The sequence below is a fragment of the Bacillus sp. AFS077874 genome, assembly GCF_002566505.1.
In the GTDB taxonomy this organism is placed as follows: domain Bacteria; phylum Bacillota; class Bacilli; order Bacillales; family Bacillaceae_G; genus Gottfriedia.
Genome location: NZ_NUYF01000004.1, coordinates 79,251 through 97,293 on the forward strand (window position 1 = coordinate 79,251; position 18,043 = coordinate 97,293).

General features: G+C 36.2%; 13 protein-coding genes. All 13 read left to right on the forward strand.

The features are described 5' to 3' along the window. Positions 1-1,130 precede the first annotated feature (1,130 nt). The 13 genes from ltrA (at position 1,131) to COJ46_RS01630 (ending at position 18,041) form a co-directional block, all read left to right on the forward strand. Positions 1,131-2,450: a group II intron reverse transcriptase/maturase gene (gene ltrA, locus COJ46_RS01570; RefSeq protein WP_097974464.1), complete on the forward strand. Its 1,320-nt coding sequence runs from the start codon at positions 1,131-1,133 to the stop codon at positions 2,448-2,450. Positions 2,451-2,704: 254 nt separating this feature from the next. Continuing rightward, entirely contained in the window at positions 2,705-3,271 is a 567-nt protein-coding gene (locus COJ46_RS01575; RefSeq protein ID WP_097974462.1) for a DUF3841 domain-containing protein, read from the forward strand. 241 nt (positions 3,272-3,512) lie between these two features. Next, complete coding sequence (locus COJ46_RS01580; protein ID WP_097974460.1) at positions 3,513-4,829, forward strand: spore germination protein; 1,317 nt, start codon at positions 3,513-3,515, stop codon at positions 4,827-4,829. Then, entirely contained in the window at positions 4,826-5,905 is a 1,080-nt protein-coding gene (locus tag COJ46_RS01585; RefSeq protein ID WP_097974458.1) for a GerAB/ArcD/ProY family transporter, read from the forward strand. The genes COJ46_RS01580 and COJ46_RS01585 overlap by 4 nt, the downstream gene beginning before the upstream one ends. Further along, positions 5,895-6,950 carry a Ger(x)C family spore germination protein gene (locus COJ46_RS01590; RefSeq protein WP_097974457.1) on the forward strand — a complete coding sequence of 352 codons (1,056 nt, stop codon included), beginning with the start codon at positions 5,895-5,897 and terminating at the stop codon, positions 6,948-6,950. Before COJ46_RS01585 ends, COJ46_RS01590 begins: the two co-directional genes overlap by 11 nt. A gap of 874 nt (positions 6,951-7,824) precedes the next feature. Beyond that, positions 7,825-9,471 carry a primase C-terminal domain-containing protein gene (locus COJ46_RS01595; RefSeq protein ID WP_141540887.1) on the forward strand — a complete coding sequence of 549 codons (1,647 nt, stop codon included), beginning with the start codon at positions 7,825-7,827 and terminating at the stop codon, positions 9,469-9,471. A 1,244-nt stretch (positions 9,472-10,715) separates the two neighbouring features. Continuing rightward, positions 10,716-11,507 (forward strand): hypothetical protein, encoded by a 792-nt coding sequence (locus tag COJ46_RS01600; protein WP_097974453.1) that lies wholly within the window; start codon positions 10,716-10,718, stop codon positions 11,505-11,507. Continuing rightward, positions 11,473-13,446 carry a type IV secretion system DNA-binding domain-containing protein gene (locus COJ46_RS01605; protein ID WP_141437764.1) on the forward strand — a complete coding sequence of 658 codons (1,974 nt, stop codon included), beginning with the start codon at positions 11,473-11,475 and terminating at the stop codon, positions 13,444-13,446. Before COJ46_RS01600 ends, COJ46_RS01605 begins: the two co-directional genes overlap by 35 nt. Continuing rightward, positions 13,443-14,510: a conjugal transfer protein gene (locus tag COJ46_RS01610; protein ID WP_098565623.1), complete on the forward strand. Its 1,068-nt coding sequence runs from the start codon at positions 13,443-13,445 to the stop codon at positions 14,508-14,510. The genes COJ46_RS01605 and COJ46_RS01610 overlap by 4 nt, the downstream gene beginning before the upstream one ends. Positions 14,511-14,515: 5 nt before the next feature. Next, positions 14,516-14,749: a TcpD family membrane protein gene (locus COJ46_RS01615; RefSeq protein WP_097974448.1), complete on the forward strand. Its 234-nt coding sequence runs from the start codon at positions 14,516-14,518 to the stop codon at positions 14,747-14,749. Continuing rightward, a complete protein-coding gene (locus COJ46_RS01620; RefSeq protein WP_097974446.1) occupies positions 14,746-15,135 on the forward strand; it encodes a TcpE family conjugal transfer membrane protein in 390 nt (129 codons plus the stop codon). Before COJ46_RS01615 ends, COJ46_RS01620 begins: the two co-directional genes overlap by 4 nt. Positions 15,136-15,147: 12 nt before the next feature. Continuing rightward, positions 15,148-17,598, forward strand: a complete 2,451-nt coding sequence (locus tag COJ46_RS01625) for an ATP-binding protein (RefSeq protein WP_097974444.1) — start codon at positions 15,148-15,150, stop codon at positions 17,596-17,598. Then, positions 17,598-18,041 carry a hypothetical protein gene (locus COJ46_RS01630; protein ID WP_097974443.1) on the forward strand — a complete coding sequence of 148 codons (444 nt, stop codon included), beginning with the start codon at positions 17,598-17,600 and terminating at the stop codon, positions 18,039-18,041. Before COJ46_RS01625 ends, COJ46_RS01630 begins: the two co-directional genes overlap by 1 nt. Positions 18,042-18,043: the final 2 nt, after the last annotated feature.

The window sequence follows — 18,043 nt, forward strand, 5'->3', positions numbered from 1 at the left end:
CGGGTGGGATTCCCGTCGAGAAAGAACTAGCCATTCACTCGTAGCGAGTCTTGGAGGGTTAAAGGTAACTTTAATCTTTAAGCGTAGACAGTTAGGTTGCGGGCCGAAAGCCAAATGGTTGAAGGGATTGAGCTTCGAAATGTTAGTAAATCGAGAGGGCTGATGCCTTACGCATAGCAGAAAGTAACATTTTACCTTTCGTTAAGGCAAGAAGGGTAAAGCCTCTCAGGAGTCAGAGACCTTGGCACGTAACACATTGATATGATACGGCAACTCGGGAGACCCTACCAGTCTTTTCATTTAATAGAAGAGTATGGTGTACAAGCGATAACAAGTAAGGAAACCAAATGCCGATGTAGGGAGTCAGATAGCAGCGTAGTACCTATGAAGTTGGGTAATGCCGATAGAGGAAAGGCTGCTACCAAAGTATTACCCTTAATAGGGGCACATTTACTACATACAGAGGTAGAATAAATGGAAACAAAACTATTAAGGATAGCAGAATAGTAAAGTCTGATAGAAATTAGATGAGTTCTGTGAATGATAAGTTGGAGGAGCCGTGTGCGTTAATAGCGCAAGCACGGTTCTGGGAGGGTTGCGCCTTGCAAGTTCAAGGAATACATGCGACTTGAGATAGTCGTCTAGATAATGCTTAGCCAGCAGTCTTGTACCGAGTCTTGCGTAGTGCGCGGTAACGTTCACTGCGAAGCGTAGACAGGAAGATGGCAGGCCGGAATAAAGTGAAGAGGATAATTAATCCCGAAATTGAACGTGATGTGGAGTAGCCGACCTTTTCTCTCTACAGGGAAGGCAATAATGAAATAACCGTTAAAGGCAAGGTCATTCTCATTACTCCCGGGATTCGTACCTACGGCATGTCATCAATGGATTCCTTGGGAACAAGGGAGATCCAATAAACTTCTACAGTATGTAGATAAGAATTCAACAAGCCTATAAAGTAAGGAGAATTTGATGGTTTATTGGAAGTCTTACTAACTGATAGTACTCTGAGATAGGGAAAGCCTATTACATGGGGAAGCGGTTAGCAGAAGTTGAATCAATCTAAGGAAACATGAGCTTCATTCAATGGAAGATTTCGGTCCTTAAATCAAAGTAAGGAGAAACCAATCATGACAACAGGATTAGAAAGAATAGCAGTAAAAGCTCGACAGGATACAAAACTACAATTTACATCATTAGCACATCACATTACAAAAGAGCTGATATGGACTAGCTTAAACCATATGCCAAAGAACACTTCACCTGGTATCGATGGAATCACAAGAGATATGGCTATAATTGAGTTTGAAAAATGGGTTGAAGATATGATGAATTCAATTCATAGATTCGGTTATAAACCTCCAGCAGTAAGAAGAGTTTGGATACCAAAGCCGGGAAAAGTTGAAAAACGACCTATAGGAGTACCTTCGGTAGCAGATAGAGCGCTACAAAGAAGCACTGCAACGGTACTCTCAACAATTTATGAACAAGACTTTTTAAACTGTTCATTTGGGGGTAGGCCAAACAGAGGAGCGCATAATGCCTTAGCTACGCTCAATGAAACAATTTCAGGAAAGAAAGTTAGCTGGGTGCTAGAAGCTGACCTCAAGAACTTCTTTGGAACTTTAAACCATGATTGGGTGATTAAATTCGTACAACATCGAATTGGAGACCCTAGGATTATAAGTCTAATCAAAAGATGGTTAAAAGCTGGTGTAATGGAAGGTAAGGATACATATGTCAGTGAAACAGGGACACCGCAAGGTGGTTCGATAAGTGTACTGTTAAGCAATATTTACCTACACTACGTTTTGGATTTATGGTTTGAAAGAGCGATAAAACCAAGACTCAAAGGTGAGGCATATCTAATAAGGTATATTGACGATTTTGTAGTGTGTTTCCAATTTCGTTCAGATGCGTTAAGGTTTGGAGAAGTTCTTAAGAAAAGATTAACGAAATTCTCATTAGAACTTGAGCCTAATAAGACTAGATTAGTAGAGTTTGGACGATTTGCCAGTAAACATGCCAAACAAAAAGGAAGCAAATTGGAAACCATTTACTTCCTAGGTTTTACACATTATTGTACTAGAAACCGTAAAGGTAATTTTATGGTAGGTAGAAAAACTGAAAAGACTAGATTTAAGCGAAGCGTTAATAAAATACAGGAAACTCTCCGGATCATCAGGCATTGGTCAATAAAAGACCAAACTGAAAAGCTAAATCAAATTCTTAGAGGTCATTATAACTACTATGGAATAGCTGGTAATCTTTGGACAATAACTAAAATCTATAAAATAACAGAACGTTACTGGAGAAAAATGTTAAGTAGTAGAAGTCAAAAGAGTTATATAACTTGGGAGAAATTTAACCAGATTAAATCGATTTTTCCTTTAGAGCGACCTAAGCTTTCAATTCCATTTTCGGAATTGAAGATGTACGCAAAACTGTGAAGCAATTTCTGAAGAGCCCGGTGCGGGAAATCTGCACGCCGGGTTCTGTGGGGGTCTGGGTCGCTAATTGAGCGACCCTTCTACCCGGAGATGGAGTTCGCTTTACAGTAAGGTAAAAAGATTCCTTTCTACTCGACTAGTTACATAAAGTCTAGTTCAACAGTACTGATAAAAGCTGTTTATAACTAATTGAATCACTAATCAGCTTTTTTCATTTATACTAAAAGAATGTTGAGCAAAAAGGGGGGCATCTAGTGAAACTGTACACTTTTCAAAGGCCAGCTTGGTGGACTGCCTGTCGTCAAAATGGTTATTATGTAGCTGATACTTCGTTTATTTTCGATGAGTCGATGAAAACTCCGTATAACTGGATGCTCGAACAGTACAAGAAACGTATCCATCAAACGAGTGCATCTGCACTGATATGGGTATGGAAAGAAATTCCTGAAGGGTACCGTGACGGTGCCACAGACTGGGACATTGAAGAAGGTTATAAAGAAAATTATTTATTTGTCTTCGAGCATAGCGAAAAAGACGTGCTGTGGAGTTGTTATAATGCGTGGCATGTTCCACTGAACGATGGCAGATTAACATCAGCGGATGAAGAAACATACGAAGACACCCTCCCTAAACGATATGGTTGGGAACGAGTATTTGATTTTAATTGGTTAATAAAACATGAGTATAGTGATGGGGCAACAAAGCAAGGTGTCATTGACTACTTTACCGAGGACGAACTTTGTGCGGTCTATCGCTTTAACGAAACATTAAATACCTGGGATTTACTTCAAGGTAAATCCGTGAAACTCATTTGGGCTTAAAAGGTAAAAAACCTTATACAACTTAACCAGCTAATAGTTTAAGATCATGAGTTGCTTCGGTGACTCTTTTTTTGTTCCATTAAATTGCATTTTAGTTCAATGAGAAAGGTTAAAAAAATGGAGTATTTAAAAATGTTAAAATGTGTTTCTCTACGTCCGCTAAATTCATCAGATATCGTATAAAATCGAACCTTATTACAAATAATTAAATAATATTTCTATATTCTTAAGGGGTAAATTAATGAGTGATTTTATAAAAGAAATTCAAACCAAGTTTTCCAATCACGACGATTTTTTTATCGAAGAAGAGTTAGTAGATAATACAGTAATCTATCTTTTTGGATTTAATACACTAATAGATTTAACCAAGTCTAAATTATATGTTCAACAAATGGCAGCTTCGTCTATTTCAATAAAAGCACTTTTCATAAATCTTAGTGGGCAGATTAACGTTAATACAGAACTTATAATTAATGCCATATTAGAAGGTAATTTAGTAATCCTTTCACAAGATGGTGAACAGAATGCCATCGTTGACCCTATGGTCCAAAATCTGAGGAGTAGTATTGCAGAGCCCAAAAATGAAAGTCCTATTTATTCCTCTTTGGATGCCTTTGGAGAGGATATTAATACGAACGTTGGAATGATCAGAAAAAGGCTGAGCACTGAACGTCTGTGCCACTGTTCCTATCAAGTTGGAGTGTTGGAGAAGCGTAAACTGTCAATGCTCTATATTGAAGGAGGAGCCCCTAATGCTCTTATTGAAAAAGTCAACCAGCAGTTTAAAAAAATTAAATCAGATATTGAAACGATTGATGATCTTAACAAGGAATTTGGACAACGTAGATTGAGTCCTGTCAGTCATCTATTCGCTACGGAGCTTCCGATTCAAGCCATCCACTCCTTAAAAAAGAACAGAATTGTGATTTTTTTAGATAATTGTCCATTCGCGCTTGTTTTTCCTCATCTACTTTGGGATATGTTAATTAGTGTAAACGATCGCAATTTCCCTTATGTACTTTCTTCTTTGCTTAGAATTTTTAGAGTAATAGGTGCTATCGCCACGTTAATACTTCCTGCTTTATATGTTGCATTGGTGTCAGTTAATCCTGAAGTATTTAAAACGGATCTTGCACTGTTTGTCGCAAAAAGTAGGGAAGGCATTCCTTTATCGGCTTTTCTTGAGGCTATTGCGATGGTCGTTTTAGTGGATTTAATACTAGAAGCGATTGTGAGGCTCCCTAAGAGCGTTGGCCCAGCTATTACAATGGTAGGAGGAGTCATACTCGGACAGGCGATTGTTGAAGCAAAATTAGTAAGTAATTTGTTAGTTATTGTGATTACTGCTGTTGTAATTGCAAGCTCTGCAGTAATTGGAATGCAAAACTCTTTATACATCCGTTTACTAAAATACCCCATTTTAATATTAGCATCTATTTTTGGGATTTTAGGTGTATGTATTGGTTTCATTTTCACAGTAATATATTTGGCAAGTTTAACTTCCAACGATATTCCTTACATAACGTTTCATATTGAACAAAAAGGAGATACAAAGTGACAAATCGGATTCAAATTGGATTAGTTTTCATTATCATAAATTTTAGTTTTGGCTATTTGGTCTTTCCTAATCTTATTTATATGTTAGCGAAAACAGCTCATTGGGAAGTGGTTATTTGTCAGGGGTTTCTACAATTGATATTACTTTGGATTTACATAAAAGGTTTAAATTATTTTCCTGAAAGTGATGTCATTGATATATATTTGAAAATGGGGAAATGGGTTGCAATGCTTATTCTTACGCCTTTTGTAATCAGTCTGGTTGCGCTCGTTGCACTCAATATTCGGCTGCACACGGAAGTCATTATTTCTATTTTTTTGCCTCGGACCCCTTATTGGTCTATTATGATACTGTTTTTTTTCATTTCGATATATACAGCTATAAAAGGATTAGGTACAATTTTACGTTCCTCGATTATTATTTTCTTTATTGTTATTCCTTTAGTTTTATTTAACATTTTTACCTCTGTTGTAAATTTTGATATACATAATGTTACGCCAGGGTGGAATTCACCTCACAAGTTTTTGTTCAATATAAAATTTTTCTATCTTCTGGGATTTTCGTCTTTTTTATTTTTGGGGTTTATTTCTACAGACAAAAAATGGAGATTCCGTCAACTTTTTATTGCATGCGTTAGTGTGACGCTATTTTTTCTATCTGTAGTGTATGTACCGCTCTTTATATTTGGACAAGAAACGGTCGTTACGCTGACCAGTCCTTTTTATGAAGCAATGGATTCAGTAGACATAAGCTGGTTTTCGTTCAACAGACAGGCTGTATTCTTCGGTTTATCGTTAGTGTGTTTAGTGATATTGGCTAATGCTATTTTGCTTTGGATGGTCGGACAAATCCTGAGGAAATTGTTTAATTGCCGGATAGTGTATTCTTCTTATTGGATTATTGCTTTTTCAGTTATCGCATTTATTTTAGTTTTATTTGTTCCAAACAAATCTTTGATTGAAAAATACTTTCTGTGGAGTACATGTGCTCAAGCTTATTTTATAATTATTATTCCAATAACCATTTTTATCTATGGTTTCTTAACGAAACGAGGCGTTTTTGTCTATGAAAAATAATAAAAGATTTAAATTGTTTTTTGTATTCATGTCAGTAATTTTTCTCTGCGGCTGTTGGGATATTAAAGATATTAATAAGCGTTCCCTTCCTTTAGTCATGGGTATTTCTAAGGACGATGTTGAAGAGTATAAATTAGCATTGCAAATCCCTGTATTTGAAAATGAAAATCAAATATCGAAAGTCGTAACAGGAAAAGGCGAAACAGTCGCAAGTGCACTTGGACAAATTCGTACAAATTCTGAAGATGCCGTTGATTACTCACAAATTCGATTAATTGTTATTCAAAGTAATTTGGCACATAACCAACAGGAATTTAATGAGCTTATAAAGTTCTTAATGGTTTCTGAAGAAGTTCCATCAAGAGCGTTAGTGGCCATTTCAGATGAGAATGTTGAGGATATATTAGCAAACATAAACGAAAAATTAGGTGTTCAAGCTACCTCTATTTACGATTTTTTTAATAAAGGTACTGGCTGGGCACCGGAGATCTTTAGTATCCCTATTTGGGAATTGTATCGAAGCCAATTTTTAAATTCTAAAGATATCGCTATTCCGGTTGTTCGTTCTGGAAAAGATACTGTCTTAGTCTTTGAGGGTTCAGATATTTTGAAGAAAGGAAAAAAAATAGTTGAAAGAATCAGCCCGCAAGAGAGTCAATTAATTAACGTGTTTCAAAGTAAAAGTGAAAAAGGAAATATAGAGAGCTTGGGATTTGCTAGTATTATGGTAATTAACAGTTCCATCCAAAAAAAAGCATCGATGAGAAATAATGAACCGTCTGTGGCAAGCAACTTGAATTTAAGTATATATATTTTAGAAAGAGAAGAAGGTATTACAGATAAAAGAATTAAAAAAGAACTTGAAAAGCTTATTGAAGAGAGATTTTACCAAATACTTAAGAAAACCAAAGGAAAGCATACAGATATATTTGGATTTGGGCAACAATTTCAACATTTGGTTTCTTACCATGAATTAAAAGATTGGAGGAATGAATATTATCCCATATTAAAAGTGAATTTTAAGGTCCATGCTAATACGGAGTAATTGCTATGAATTTCGGATACTCTAAAAAATTTCGTTCTATTTATAAAAATACTTCCTTAGAATTTTATTTAGCGAAGTAACTTTCTAATAAAAATTTGAACATTTCAGCAGGGTTTGGTGGTGTTGAGCTAGGTTTTAAATTTAAATGGTAAAATAAGGTTCCCAGATTATAGTTGCCTCGATTTTTTCTCCTATAGCGGGAATTGTTTAGATAATATTATATTCTTCAATTTTTTTTCACAAGATCATCTATCTCAAGCTTTAATTTTGATAGATGCTCTTTATATTGGAGGCTCATCTTACCAGCATTTCAACATTTGATACTTTATCATTAATTTAACCTCTTAAAATGCACCATTTTATAGGTTGTCAGCGTAACTTGTGTACTATTTTCTGTAGAATTAGTCCATTAGTGGTGCATTATTTAGAAAGTCAGCGTAACTTGTATACTAATTTCTAAAGAATTGGTCCATTAGTGGTGCATTTAGAAAGAAAGTCAGCGTAACTTGTGTACCTAGTATAACATTGATATATCGACAGTTTTTTACTTTTCATGAGCTAATTTTTTAAAAAAACACAACGTTCTCTCAGTAGTGCTGTTGAAAAAACAGCGGAACCTGTGTATGAAAAATGCACCACGAACACGTTGGTATCAGCGAAACCTGTTTAGTATTTTTTTAGAGAGAATCCCTGAAACGATTGATAGGACAGGATTTCTTCCGTTTATATAAAAATTGTCTTTTATTAAAATTGGTTCATTTTCTGATATTTTGGTGCAAAATCTCAGCGGAACCTGTATAGAAAAAATCTTTTCAACTTTTTCTAAACCTCTTGTGGCTCTAAGCTTCAAGGGGTTTATTTTTTTTGGTGCATTTTGCTTAGAGAGCACCCTTTTTCAAAAAACGATTTCGATATACTTATTTCAACAAATTATCCTAGCATTCTTATCTATTTAAAGGAGGTGTACGAAATGGAAGTACATGAATTAGAAAACGAAATAAGAAGTGTCATTTCACCAGTTGAAATCATGCAATTCATGACCCATAACACCCTTTATCTATATAAGAAAAAGGGTTCTCGTGCACCATTTGATAGAGTTGTAGCTTACGAGAAAGCCCTGAAGAATGATCCGTACCGTAAAGGTTGTGTTTTCGTGTCACCTTCCAAAGAAGACCTTATTGAAGGGAAAGGATACGTTGTTACTTCTTATGAAGCGTTGCAAGACCGGTATCAACAACTATCACACTGGACACCGAACACGTACCGCGGTGGTACCTATTACGATTTCAAGAATCGAGTGATTAAGGGGCACACACGTGAAAATCTTAAGCAGATCAATGTCATTGGGTTTGATATCGACACAAAAAAAGTCGATTTGTATGCCCTTTATTTAGGATGTGAAGAATTAGGATTACCTCGTCCAAATCTCCTCCTGGAAACGCCAAGGGGATTTCAATCTTTTTTTGTCCTGGACACTCCTTTTTATATACATAAAAACAATAATTACAAGGCACTCCGAGTAGCAGAACGTTTATCAGAAAACATAAGGAAGGCGTTAAGTAAATTTGTTCCAATCGATACAGGGTGTGTACCGTTTGGATTTTATCGGTTACCAAGAGAGGATAATACGCTTGATTTTTATGCAGAGCCGGCAAATACTAATCAACTACTTTCATGGTCGCAACAGTTTGAAAAAGAAGAAAAAAGGACCTTCTTGCGTGTTGTTTACAATAAGTATACTTCAGCATTCGATCAAACGTCCTCAGACTGGTATCATGCTTTAATCCGTACAACAGATATTGAAAAAGGCCACCATGGTGCTAGTCGTAATAACGCTCTTTTGACGATGGCTATTGCGAATTATGCTAGTGAAAAATCGTTTGAAGAGGCGTATGATGAACTAGATCAATTTAACAGCAATTTAGCGCAGCCTTTATCAAAAAGTGAATTTGAGCGTACATTAAAAAGTGCATATTCTGGTAAGTATAAAGGAGCAAAACGTTCTTATGTTGAGGGGTTACTTGAATTATGGACAGATGGACAAGCTAAGTTTTCAGGAAGAGAAGGCTGGTATAAGTTTAAAAAACCCCGTGAGGAAAGAGTACGTTCTCATTATAACGAATGGGAAGTAGATATCCTTGCCTATTTAGAAGCTCAAACAAGTCCCGAAAAGCCATTTTTAGAGGGCTCTTTAAAGATGCTTGCAGAATCCTTTGGAATGGCAGTATCCTCCCTAAAGGAAGTTCTGAAGCACTCTAGTAAACTAAAAAAATATACAATTGGTCAAGGGCGTGGCGCGATCACGAAAGTGGCAAGCCAATCTATGCTCTTTAAAAGATTGTTGCTATTACGTAAAGAACACGTGAAAAATGCACAATTAACATTTGCTGAGCTTTTTCCTGAACTAAAACAGTTTAAACATTCACTGGCCATCTCGTCTGTAGAAGTTGATCTGCTTTGGGATGAACTGAATCTAATTTATCGTACCGGAGCATCTCCACCAACTCAAAATACCGGTTAGAATTAATAAGCCAGTCTGCCATTACATATCTATATTCTCCTTTGTTGGGTTTTGGCGAAGCGTAGTTAATTTGGTTTAAGTATTTAGGGGGTTCTTTGGTTAATTAAATATGAGAGATTCTTGATCTGGGTAAAATATTTATATATAGTTTCTTTTTGATAAGGTTCTACGTGGAGAGTATTTGCTGTTTTTATTTAAGCTGATGAAGCCTAGCTAATGAAAATAGTAGTGGTTCAGTAAATGAAATTTTTAGATATAAATGCGATTTTGGTGATAACTATGCATTTTCTTATGCATTCTTATTTTGATTGTTAGAAAAGAAATAGTGGAATACAATATCATGACTTTTATACTGGTATAAAGTGTTTGACAATATTAAAACGAAAAAAACAGAGAAATGTAAGTAATTTTTTTAAGATCTGTGGGAATTAATGTAGGGAGAATGGAAATTTATAGGAGGTTCTTCTTACTTAAAATTTCATTAAATAGGCATACTGAACGAATTTGCTTGATTGGAATTGCTAAACAGATGTACGTATTGTACACTGTTGAGAAGTTAGAATTTTCGCAATTTATATAGACTTTAATACGTAATCCATAAGAAAATCAATGGTTGTTTTCTTTATGGTAGTGTATTGAGGTCTTTTCCACTCATACAAAGGCAGGATTGGCTCCTGTTTATATTCGTAACCAGCAGAAGACCTCGCCTATACAACGTAAACATAGCCGAGGTCTTCTGCTACTCTATAAAGCAGGAGCCAATCCAAATATGAGTGGAAAAGTTTAAGAACTAAACTGAATAGAGGAGGAGGATCAAGTAAAAAAAAAGTGATGAAGTTCAAGGTCAAAATATTAGTTCGAGTGAAATGAAAAAGTTCAAGATCATGGGAAAGTTGATGTTCAAAGGTGAGAATGAAAAGTTCAAAAAAATTATGTAATAAAAATAAAATTCAACTAAATCGAATGTGTTAGTGAGATGTTAGGTGAAGAGATTTATGTATTAAAATGGATTCTTTTATGATAATTCATTCACGATTGATTAATGGTTTTGGTTTAAAAGAGTGTGAACTTTTTAATTAGCTATTTTAGTAGTTTATTAGGGGAATTGTTCTAGGTATTTATTAAACTCTTACTTATAGTTGTGATTGGATTTACGGTGTGATTTGTGTTTTTGCTTATAGTATTTGGTTAGCTAGTAAACGGGAGAGTAGTTCCTATATTTTAGGAAAAGGGGAATGTTTCCGATGTTGAAGTACACTTCATTAAAAGAAAAAGATATAGAGTATCTTACGTTTATTTTGAGAAACGGGATGGTTACAGCAAAGCAGATGATGTTGAAATTTCAAGAGCCAAATATTCACCGTGTTTATCGACGTTTACGAAAATTAGAGGGCAAGAATTATGTAAAGCATGAAATGATCGCTCATAAAGTTGGCGTTTATCTGGGGACAATTGATGCCCGAAATTTAACGAATGTCAGTGCAACAGTTCCAACAAAGGCCTCTATTTATACAATGCAGCATGATCTTCTTTTAACTGATTTGGTTCTCTATTATGAGTTTCAAGCTATGAAGCAGAGTATTGAATTTAAATATCGTACTGAAAGAGAAATCCGGTATTCGATGATTGGACAAGGGGATAACCAGAGTAAATTAAAAGCTTACAATGCAAATAGAGACAGAATACCAGATGCAGTTTTCTTTTTTAAGTCAGCTGACGGAAAAGTGACAACGACTTGGGTCGAACTGGAGCTAAATAAGAAAGAACGAAATCGATATGATGAAAAGTTTAAGCTTTTAGATGCGATGCTTTCAAGTGAACGTTCCGAGGACCAACCTTACGCGTATGATCAAGTAATTTATTTTGCAGATGACGTCAAAATACACAATGTCATCAATCAAGCGAAGCAAAAATTCATTAATGCAAATAAAATTTCCGTACGAAAAATTCCTTCGGCTATCTTAGAAGAGCGTTGGGAAGAGGTGATGCCAAGTGAATCCAATGGCGAAAAGCCAGGAGCAATCTCAACAAACTGAAACAGACCGATTGATTGGCGAAATGGTTTTCTATGGCATAATCGGAATGATAGGGTTACTATTCTTTTTACCTGTTATACTTGGAATGCTAATTTTTGCGATCATTCATCAATTCAAAAGGGCCTGGCTATCATATGTAGCGCTTTTGATAGGGTTTATACTTCTCCTATGGCAATTTCTATCAGGAAATATCCTAACGTATTTTGGTATCATTTCTGAAATGAATATTCCATATTTATCAACTGGACTTGAACGATTGTTTAATGAAGGCCATGTCATTCCTGCCAATGCTTCTTCTTATATTGTATTAGTCGCAATCGCGTTGTTATTTTCATTTGGTTACTTCATCTTTGCAACGTTTTTTTGGAAAAAGAAAGTGGAAACTAAATCTGGTGAAGTACTAAAGCAAAAGACAGCACAAAAGTATAAAGCGTTTCGCAAAAAAAGAGTAAAATTTTTGGACAAGCAGCAGCAAAAGTACCGGGAAAAACCTACAAAAGAAGTTTTTATAGGGTATACCGATTTTAAAGAACGTGTATCACTGAACTCCAACGAATTAAACTACCACATGCTTGCTACCGGAGGAACAGGTACGGGCAAAACAACGTTAATTGCTTCTTTAATGGAAGCAGCATTGCAGCAAGATAAACCAATTATCTTTGTTGATGGAAAAGGCGAACGAAAATCGATGCTTGAATTTAAATCCTTATGTGAAGCATATGGGAAAAACGTTTACCTATTTTCTGAAATGGACCACCTCACTTATAACCCCATCAAGAATGGAACTCCCACAGAAACAAGAGATAAATTAATGTCGCTTTTTTCCTTTTCTTCCGAAGGGGATGGAGCCTATTACACCGATATTGCTTCTCGTTATCTACAGTTGGTCGTTAAACTGATCGATGAAGCAGGTGAACCAAGAGAGATTAAAACGATTGCGAAATTAACCAATTTTAAGCAACTGAACGAATTCTTTAAAGAACATAGTACGCAAGAAGAAATCGAAGAAGAGTTCGAAGTTGAAGTGGATGAAGAGGTTGTAGGCGGAAAGATTGACCATCCGTCTCAAGATGATGATTTAATCGGTTTTATCACTCCTTCTGAACCAAAGGTCGAAATGGTCAAGAAGACAGTTATCGAGAAGCGTAGGCGTTCAATCACTAAACTTCAAGAAGGAATGAAGCGCATTAAAAATAGTTTGGACCAAGAATTTCCTGAAGAGATTGTGGAAAGTTGCTTAACTCGTCTGAAAATGCAATTAGGTGAGTTATTAGAATCTGATTTAGGTCATTTGTTTATTGAAAGTGAAAATGGAATAGACCTCCAAAAGATTACAGATAACAACGACGTTGTCATCTTCAGTATTTCTGGGAGTCGGTATGCTGATTATATTCGCAAAATTGGGAAAATGATTATCTTGGATGTGAATAGTTTGGTTGCTTACCGACAAATGAAAGGACGAAAATCAATCTTTGGTGTATACGACGAATTTTCAGCTTACGCGGATCGCAGAATTGTAGACATAGTCAATAAATCACGATCAGCAGGGTTTGAATGCATTATTTCGACTCAAACATTGTCTGATATTGATGCACTTGATCCGATTATGACCGAACAAATTATATCCAACTGTAACATACTCGCCACCGGGCGCGTCAATTCATCGAAAGATGCGGAGCGGATCGCAAAAGTGTTTGGAACGTATTCCGATCAAGAAATCACACAGCAAGTCCAAAAGAAATTTCCACATTTAAGATATGAAGCAGAAATGGGCACAGTTCGCAATGTCGAACGATTCAAAGCCAATCCAAGTGAAATTAAAAACTTGCAAATCGGAGAAATATTTATTAATCGAAAAATGGTAGAGGAAGAAGAGCAAGATACCTATTTCCGTCGAGTGTATGTACGAAACGCATTAGACTTAGGAGGGATTCAATGAATGTTCTCGACGCTTTTAAAAAGAATCTAGATCAGGGCAGAAAAAAGATTTTAAGAGATGAAAGACGTTTAAAATCCTCTCGATTGAATGGGAGGATGGCATTTACCATCCTATTTTGGTTAGCGCTAATAGGTGTTATTTTTTTCTCCTTTCAATCCTGGGCTCGGACTGGTTTTTTAAACAAGAAAGTAAATGGTTATCAGGATAAAGCCGCAGCGCAGATTGCCAGTTTACATGAAGTAGGTTTTGCGAATTCGCCAGCTGGTGATGCGTATGCCAGTCAATTTATTGAAGCATTTATCAATCTTCCCAATGATAAAAATGAGCGAGAAAAACGAGCAAAAACACTTCAAAGCTTCCTCGCTGAAGGGTTAACGGTTGGAAAGTTAGAGAATCTTTCTGAGTTTCAAGGAAAACGAGTTTTAAAGAGTGCGAGTCTTTATGATGTGAAGGATATAAAAAAAGATTCAGCTAGTTATGTGTATCGAATCAATTACGAGCTCTTCAACATCACATCAAAAAAAGACCTAGTAGAAGTGAAAAAGAAAAATGAAAAAGGAAAAGAGGAAGTAGTTAAAGAAGAAAAAGTGAAAACTGTAGAAAAATCATTAGGTAGAAAAGAGCAAATGATTATCGTTCGACTAGGTACAGACGGAGAGTCTTTCAACGTGATTGAACAACCATATTATCAAAAACTTCCTAGTCAAGCACGCCTGACTGCTATTCAAGACCACACGGATCAAGCGAAGAAGAATATGCAAATGGAAGATGAACTAAAACAATTCTCTACTCAATTTTTTACTTTTTATACGACGAATTCTATCCAGGAAATGTCATATTTAATGGAAAAACCTGAATCACTTAAAGATCTTTACGAATATAAAGGTTTGGAAGATTTAGTGGTTTATGATGGAGAGGTTAAGGGCCAATATATCGTGAAGACGATTGTGCTCTTTCAAGAAGCAAATACAGGGCTACAAACGAAACACCCATTTACTCTTGTTGTGAAGAAAGAAAAGAATAAATTTTATGTTCAACAATTAAAACACACTTTAGGAGGATGATGTCCATGCTACCAGATATTACAGGTCTAACTGATTACGTTTCAGGTCAAGTTGCGGCAGTTGTATTTATCATTATGATCGTTATGATTGTTCGAGCATTCATTTCGCAACGTTGGGGCCAGTTCTTCTCGAGTTTTATTTTCGCCGTTATCTGTTATGTAATTGTCGCGAATCCAGGTGAATTTGAAAGTTTGGCAACGGCTATTTGGCATAAAGTAAAAAGTGGTGGTCTGAATTGAGATCTCAAGCCTACAGTTACAGAAAATTCTTCAAATACCCTTTGAAAATTTGGAAAATTGGTAAAGGTGAGAAATCACTTGTTTTTTCAAAAGGCATAGAAATTAGACAAATAATGGTCTCCGGTTTGATTTTTGGGTTTTTCTTTCTTTTTAGAGGAGGTATTAATCAAATTTTACCGACTACGCTACAACTAGCTTTTTACGCTGTGTTACCGTGGATGATTGCTGGTGCGATTTGTCGGAGTAAATTAGATGGTAAACGCCTGGATCGTTTCTTTATTGGCTATTTTCGCTATTTATTTATGAAAAGATTCAGTTATAGCAATGGAAAGTCCGTTTACCAGCCCCAAATGAAAAAAGCGCAAGTATATGAGCGATTCCAATAAGGTGGTGAATTCATGTTACAGTTCCCAATTCAATCTTATAAAGAGAATGTTATCTATACTCATGAAATGGAAGCTTGGGCTTACTATCGTTTACACGAAAATACTGTAGGCGTGAATGAAGAGGAAGCTGAAAATCATCTTGTTAACCGTCTTCAAAGGCTTGCCTGGCAATTTTCAGCCTTTGAGGAAATAGATTATAAAATCATACCAATTCCAGTTGATATTGATAAACGGATGAATCGCCTACAATTACAATATGAAGGCAAATACGCGGAAATCGGAAAATTCTATGCCGAACGGGCCAAAGATATTTTACGTGAAGAAGCGAGACATGTAGTGGAGTACAAGTTCTTTGTTGGGGTTAAATTGAAACGTCGTGAGTTGGATGAGAATTTCATTCGTACGTTTTCTTCTTCTTTTAAAAGTATGAATCGTTATTTACAGAAACTTGCAGGTTTTGGAGGACAAGAAGTAGATGATGGTACCGTTAGCCTTTTTAAAGAATCCGAAGAAGAGGCTTTTACAACACTTCAAAATTATTTAGGGGCGTACCGAATAAAAGAAAATGAACTACGCTACCTGATTCGTCACCAATTTGTCAGAGGTCAGAAACAGCCAGGTGGAGAGGAGAGTATCTATAGCCTGACAGAAGGGATACTAGACCCAGGAAAAGCCGGATATGTGCATATTAAGCAATTAGATGAAGAATCTTGGTGTACATTTCTTCCCGTTTCCGAATTTCCCATTGATTTAACGTATAGAGAATGGGCGTATTTTTTTCAGTCATACGACTTTCCAGTCGAAGTTAATATGAGGATTATCTACAAGAAGAAGAAGGATGATGAAAATCAGACGAATACCATCAAAAAACGTTTTCGAGATCAAGACGCTCAGCTCATTGAAGCAAACGAGGACGATGACAGTTTAATTAATACAGGAAGAGAGCTGTTACATGAATTAGAGAACCAGATTAAAAACCAAGCAAAACCACTTCTTAGAACACATATCCATTTTGTTGTCCATGGCAAGACGAAGGAAGAAGTCCGAAAAAGAGCTAGAAGGCTGAAAATCGATTTTAAAGACCGACAAATTGAACTTGTACAGCCATTAGCCGATCAACTCCTATTATTCCATCAATCCATACCAGCGGCCAAAATTGTAGCAGAAGATTGGGAACAAATTTTGACGCCTGAATCATTTGCAGAATCTTTATTTTCTCTTACACGAAAAATTGGGAATACGGTAGGCTTTTATTTAGGGAAAAACATTTCACATCAGGGAGAGAGTCTTGAAAGCTCTCAATCTCTCGTGTTTTACCACCCATTTCTTGCTCATTTAGGGTTAAAAGGGTCTAAATACTCCTCACCTCATGTCACCATTTCAGGACCAACAGGGATGGGGAAATCTTTTCTATTAAAAGACGTCTTACTGAACTCAGTCTTTTTCGGAGCCAAAGTCCTCATGACGGATCCTAAAAATGAAGTTGAAAAGAAATTTAAACAAGCGCTAACACCTGAAATGGACGTTATAGCTCCATTTTTCAAAGAATTGATTGAAAGCTTTAACTATATCACTCTATCAAGTGAAAAGGAGGATGCAGGGAAACTAGATCCTCTTACCTTCCTTAAAGGAGAGGAAGCGCAGGATGCAGCCGTAGGCGTTCTCGAATATTTATCCGAACTTCAGTCCAATGAACGGAATGTGAAAACTGCCATCTATAAAGGTGTTCGATATATTATGCAAAAGGAGAGTAAGCCTGGGCTTTTAAAAGTTGTTCGCTACCTGCAAGCATCTGACGATCAGGATATTAAAAATGTAGGCGACTTACTTTACGAGATTGGCACAAATGGGATTGCAAAACTCATGTTTTCAGAAGGAAACGTAGAGGGAATTAGTCTTAGTGAACAAGTCAACATCTTACAGATTCAAAATTTAAATCTTCCAGACGAGGGGGAAAAGGCTGTCACGCGGGATGAACACATCGCTGTTGCACTCATGCAGCCATTAGCGAAATTCGCAACAAAATTTGCTCGGGATGATTCAGTCGTAAAATTAACGATTTTTGAAGAAGCATGGATGCTCATGAATACAGGTGCCGGTGATCGACTGATTAACGAATTGTTACGTACTGGCCGTTCTCTACGTTCAGCCGTTTACATCATCACACAGTCTACCTATGAATATAACAAACCACAAATCAAGGAAAATATCGGAACCAAATTTGCGTTTAAAGCAAAGACGACGGAGGAAGCTGCAAATATCATTGAATTTCTTGGGATGGAAGACAATAAGGCGAATCGAGATATGCTAAAAAACCTAACAGAAGGTCAGTGTATTGTAGAAGATATGTACGGGCGTACCGCCAAAATTCAAACGGATGTATTATTTGACGAATGGATTTATGCCTTCAACACAAAAGAAAACGATCGAGGCAGAGCAGAAACTGAGGAGGCGTTCATCTGATGAAAAAACTATTAATCTTATTTACTACTTTGATTGCACTCTTAGCAGGGTGCAGTCAGAGTGTATCTAAGGGTGATTCTCATGAAGATATTGCGAAAATAACCTATGAATGGGAAAAAGCAACCCTGAATGCTGATTATAAGCGTGAGCAAGAACTTTTATATAAAAAAGGGACTTACGATATCCATAAAGACACTCCTCCTAGAGAAAATAGTCTAAAGTACAAGGATATGAAAATTGAAGTTTATTACGATGAAAAAAGTGAATTGTACTACAGTCTATTTAGCTACATAAATCCTGAATCGGGAAATAAAGTAGAGGACAGTTATGTTGTTCGTGAAAAAAATGAAGAATTGAAAATTGATATAGTAGGAAGTAAAAGTATAGACACAGAGAAAGTAAGAGATAGTTTTAATCAGGTAGCTTGTGTTCACTGCGAATAAGG

Bases quoted from the DNA above. Each gene is read 5' to 3' on its own strand.
- ltrA (WP_097974464.1), top strand. From the start codon at position 1,131: ATGACAACAGGATTAGAAAGAATAGCAGTAAAAGCTCGACAGGATACA.
- COJ46_RS01580 (WP_097974460.1), top strand. From the start codon at position 3,513: ATGAGTGATTTTATAAAAGAAATTCAAACCAAGTTTTCCAATCACGAC.
- COJ46_RS01590 (WP_097974457.1), top strand. From the start codon at position 5,895: ATGAAAAATAATAAAAGATTTAAATTGTTTTTTGTATTCATGTCAGTA.
- COJ46_RS01600 (WP_097974453.1), top strand. From the start codon at position 10,716: ATGTTGAAGTACACTTCATTAAAAGAAAAAGATATAGAGTATCTTACG.
- COJ46_RS01605 (WP_141437764.1), top strand. From the start codon at position 11,473: ATGGCGAAAAGCCAGGAGCAATCTCAACAAACTGAAACAGACCGATTG.
- COJ46_RS01610 (WP_098565623.1), top strand. From the start codon at position 13,443: ATGAATGTTCTCGACGCTTTTAAAAAGAATCTAGATCAGGGCAGAAAA.
- COJ46_RS01615 (WP_097974448.1), top strand. From the start codon at position 14,516: ATGCTACCAGATATTACAGGTCTAACTGATTACGTTTCAGGTCAAGTT.
- COJ46_RS01625 (WP_097974444.1), top strand. From the start codon at position 15,148: ATGTTACAGTTCCCAATTCAATCTTATAAAGAGAATGTTATCTATACT.
- COJ46_RS01630 (WP_097974443.1), top strand. From the start codon at position 17,598: ATGAAAAAACTATTAATCTTATTTACTACTTTGATTGCACTCTTAGCA.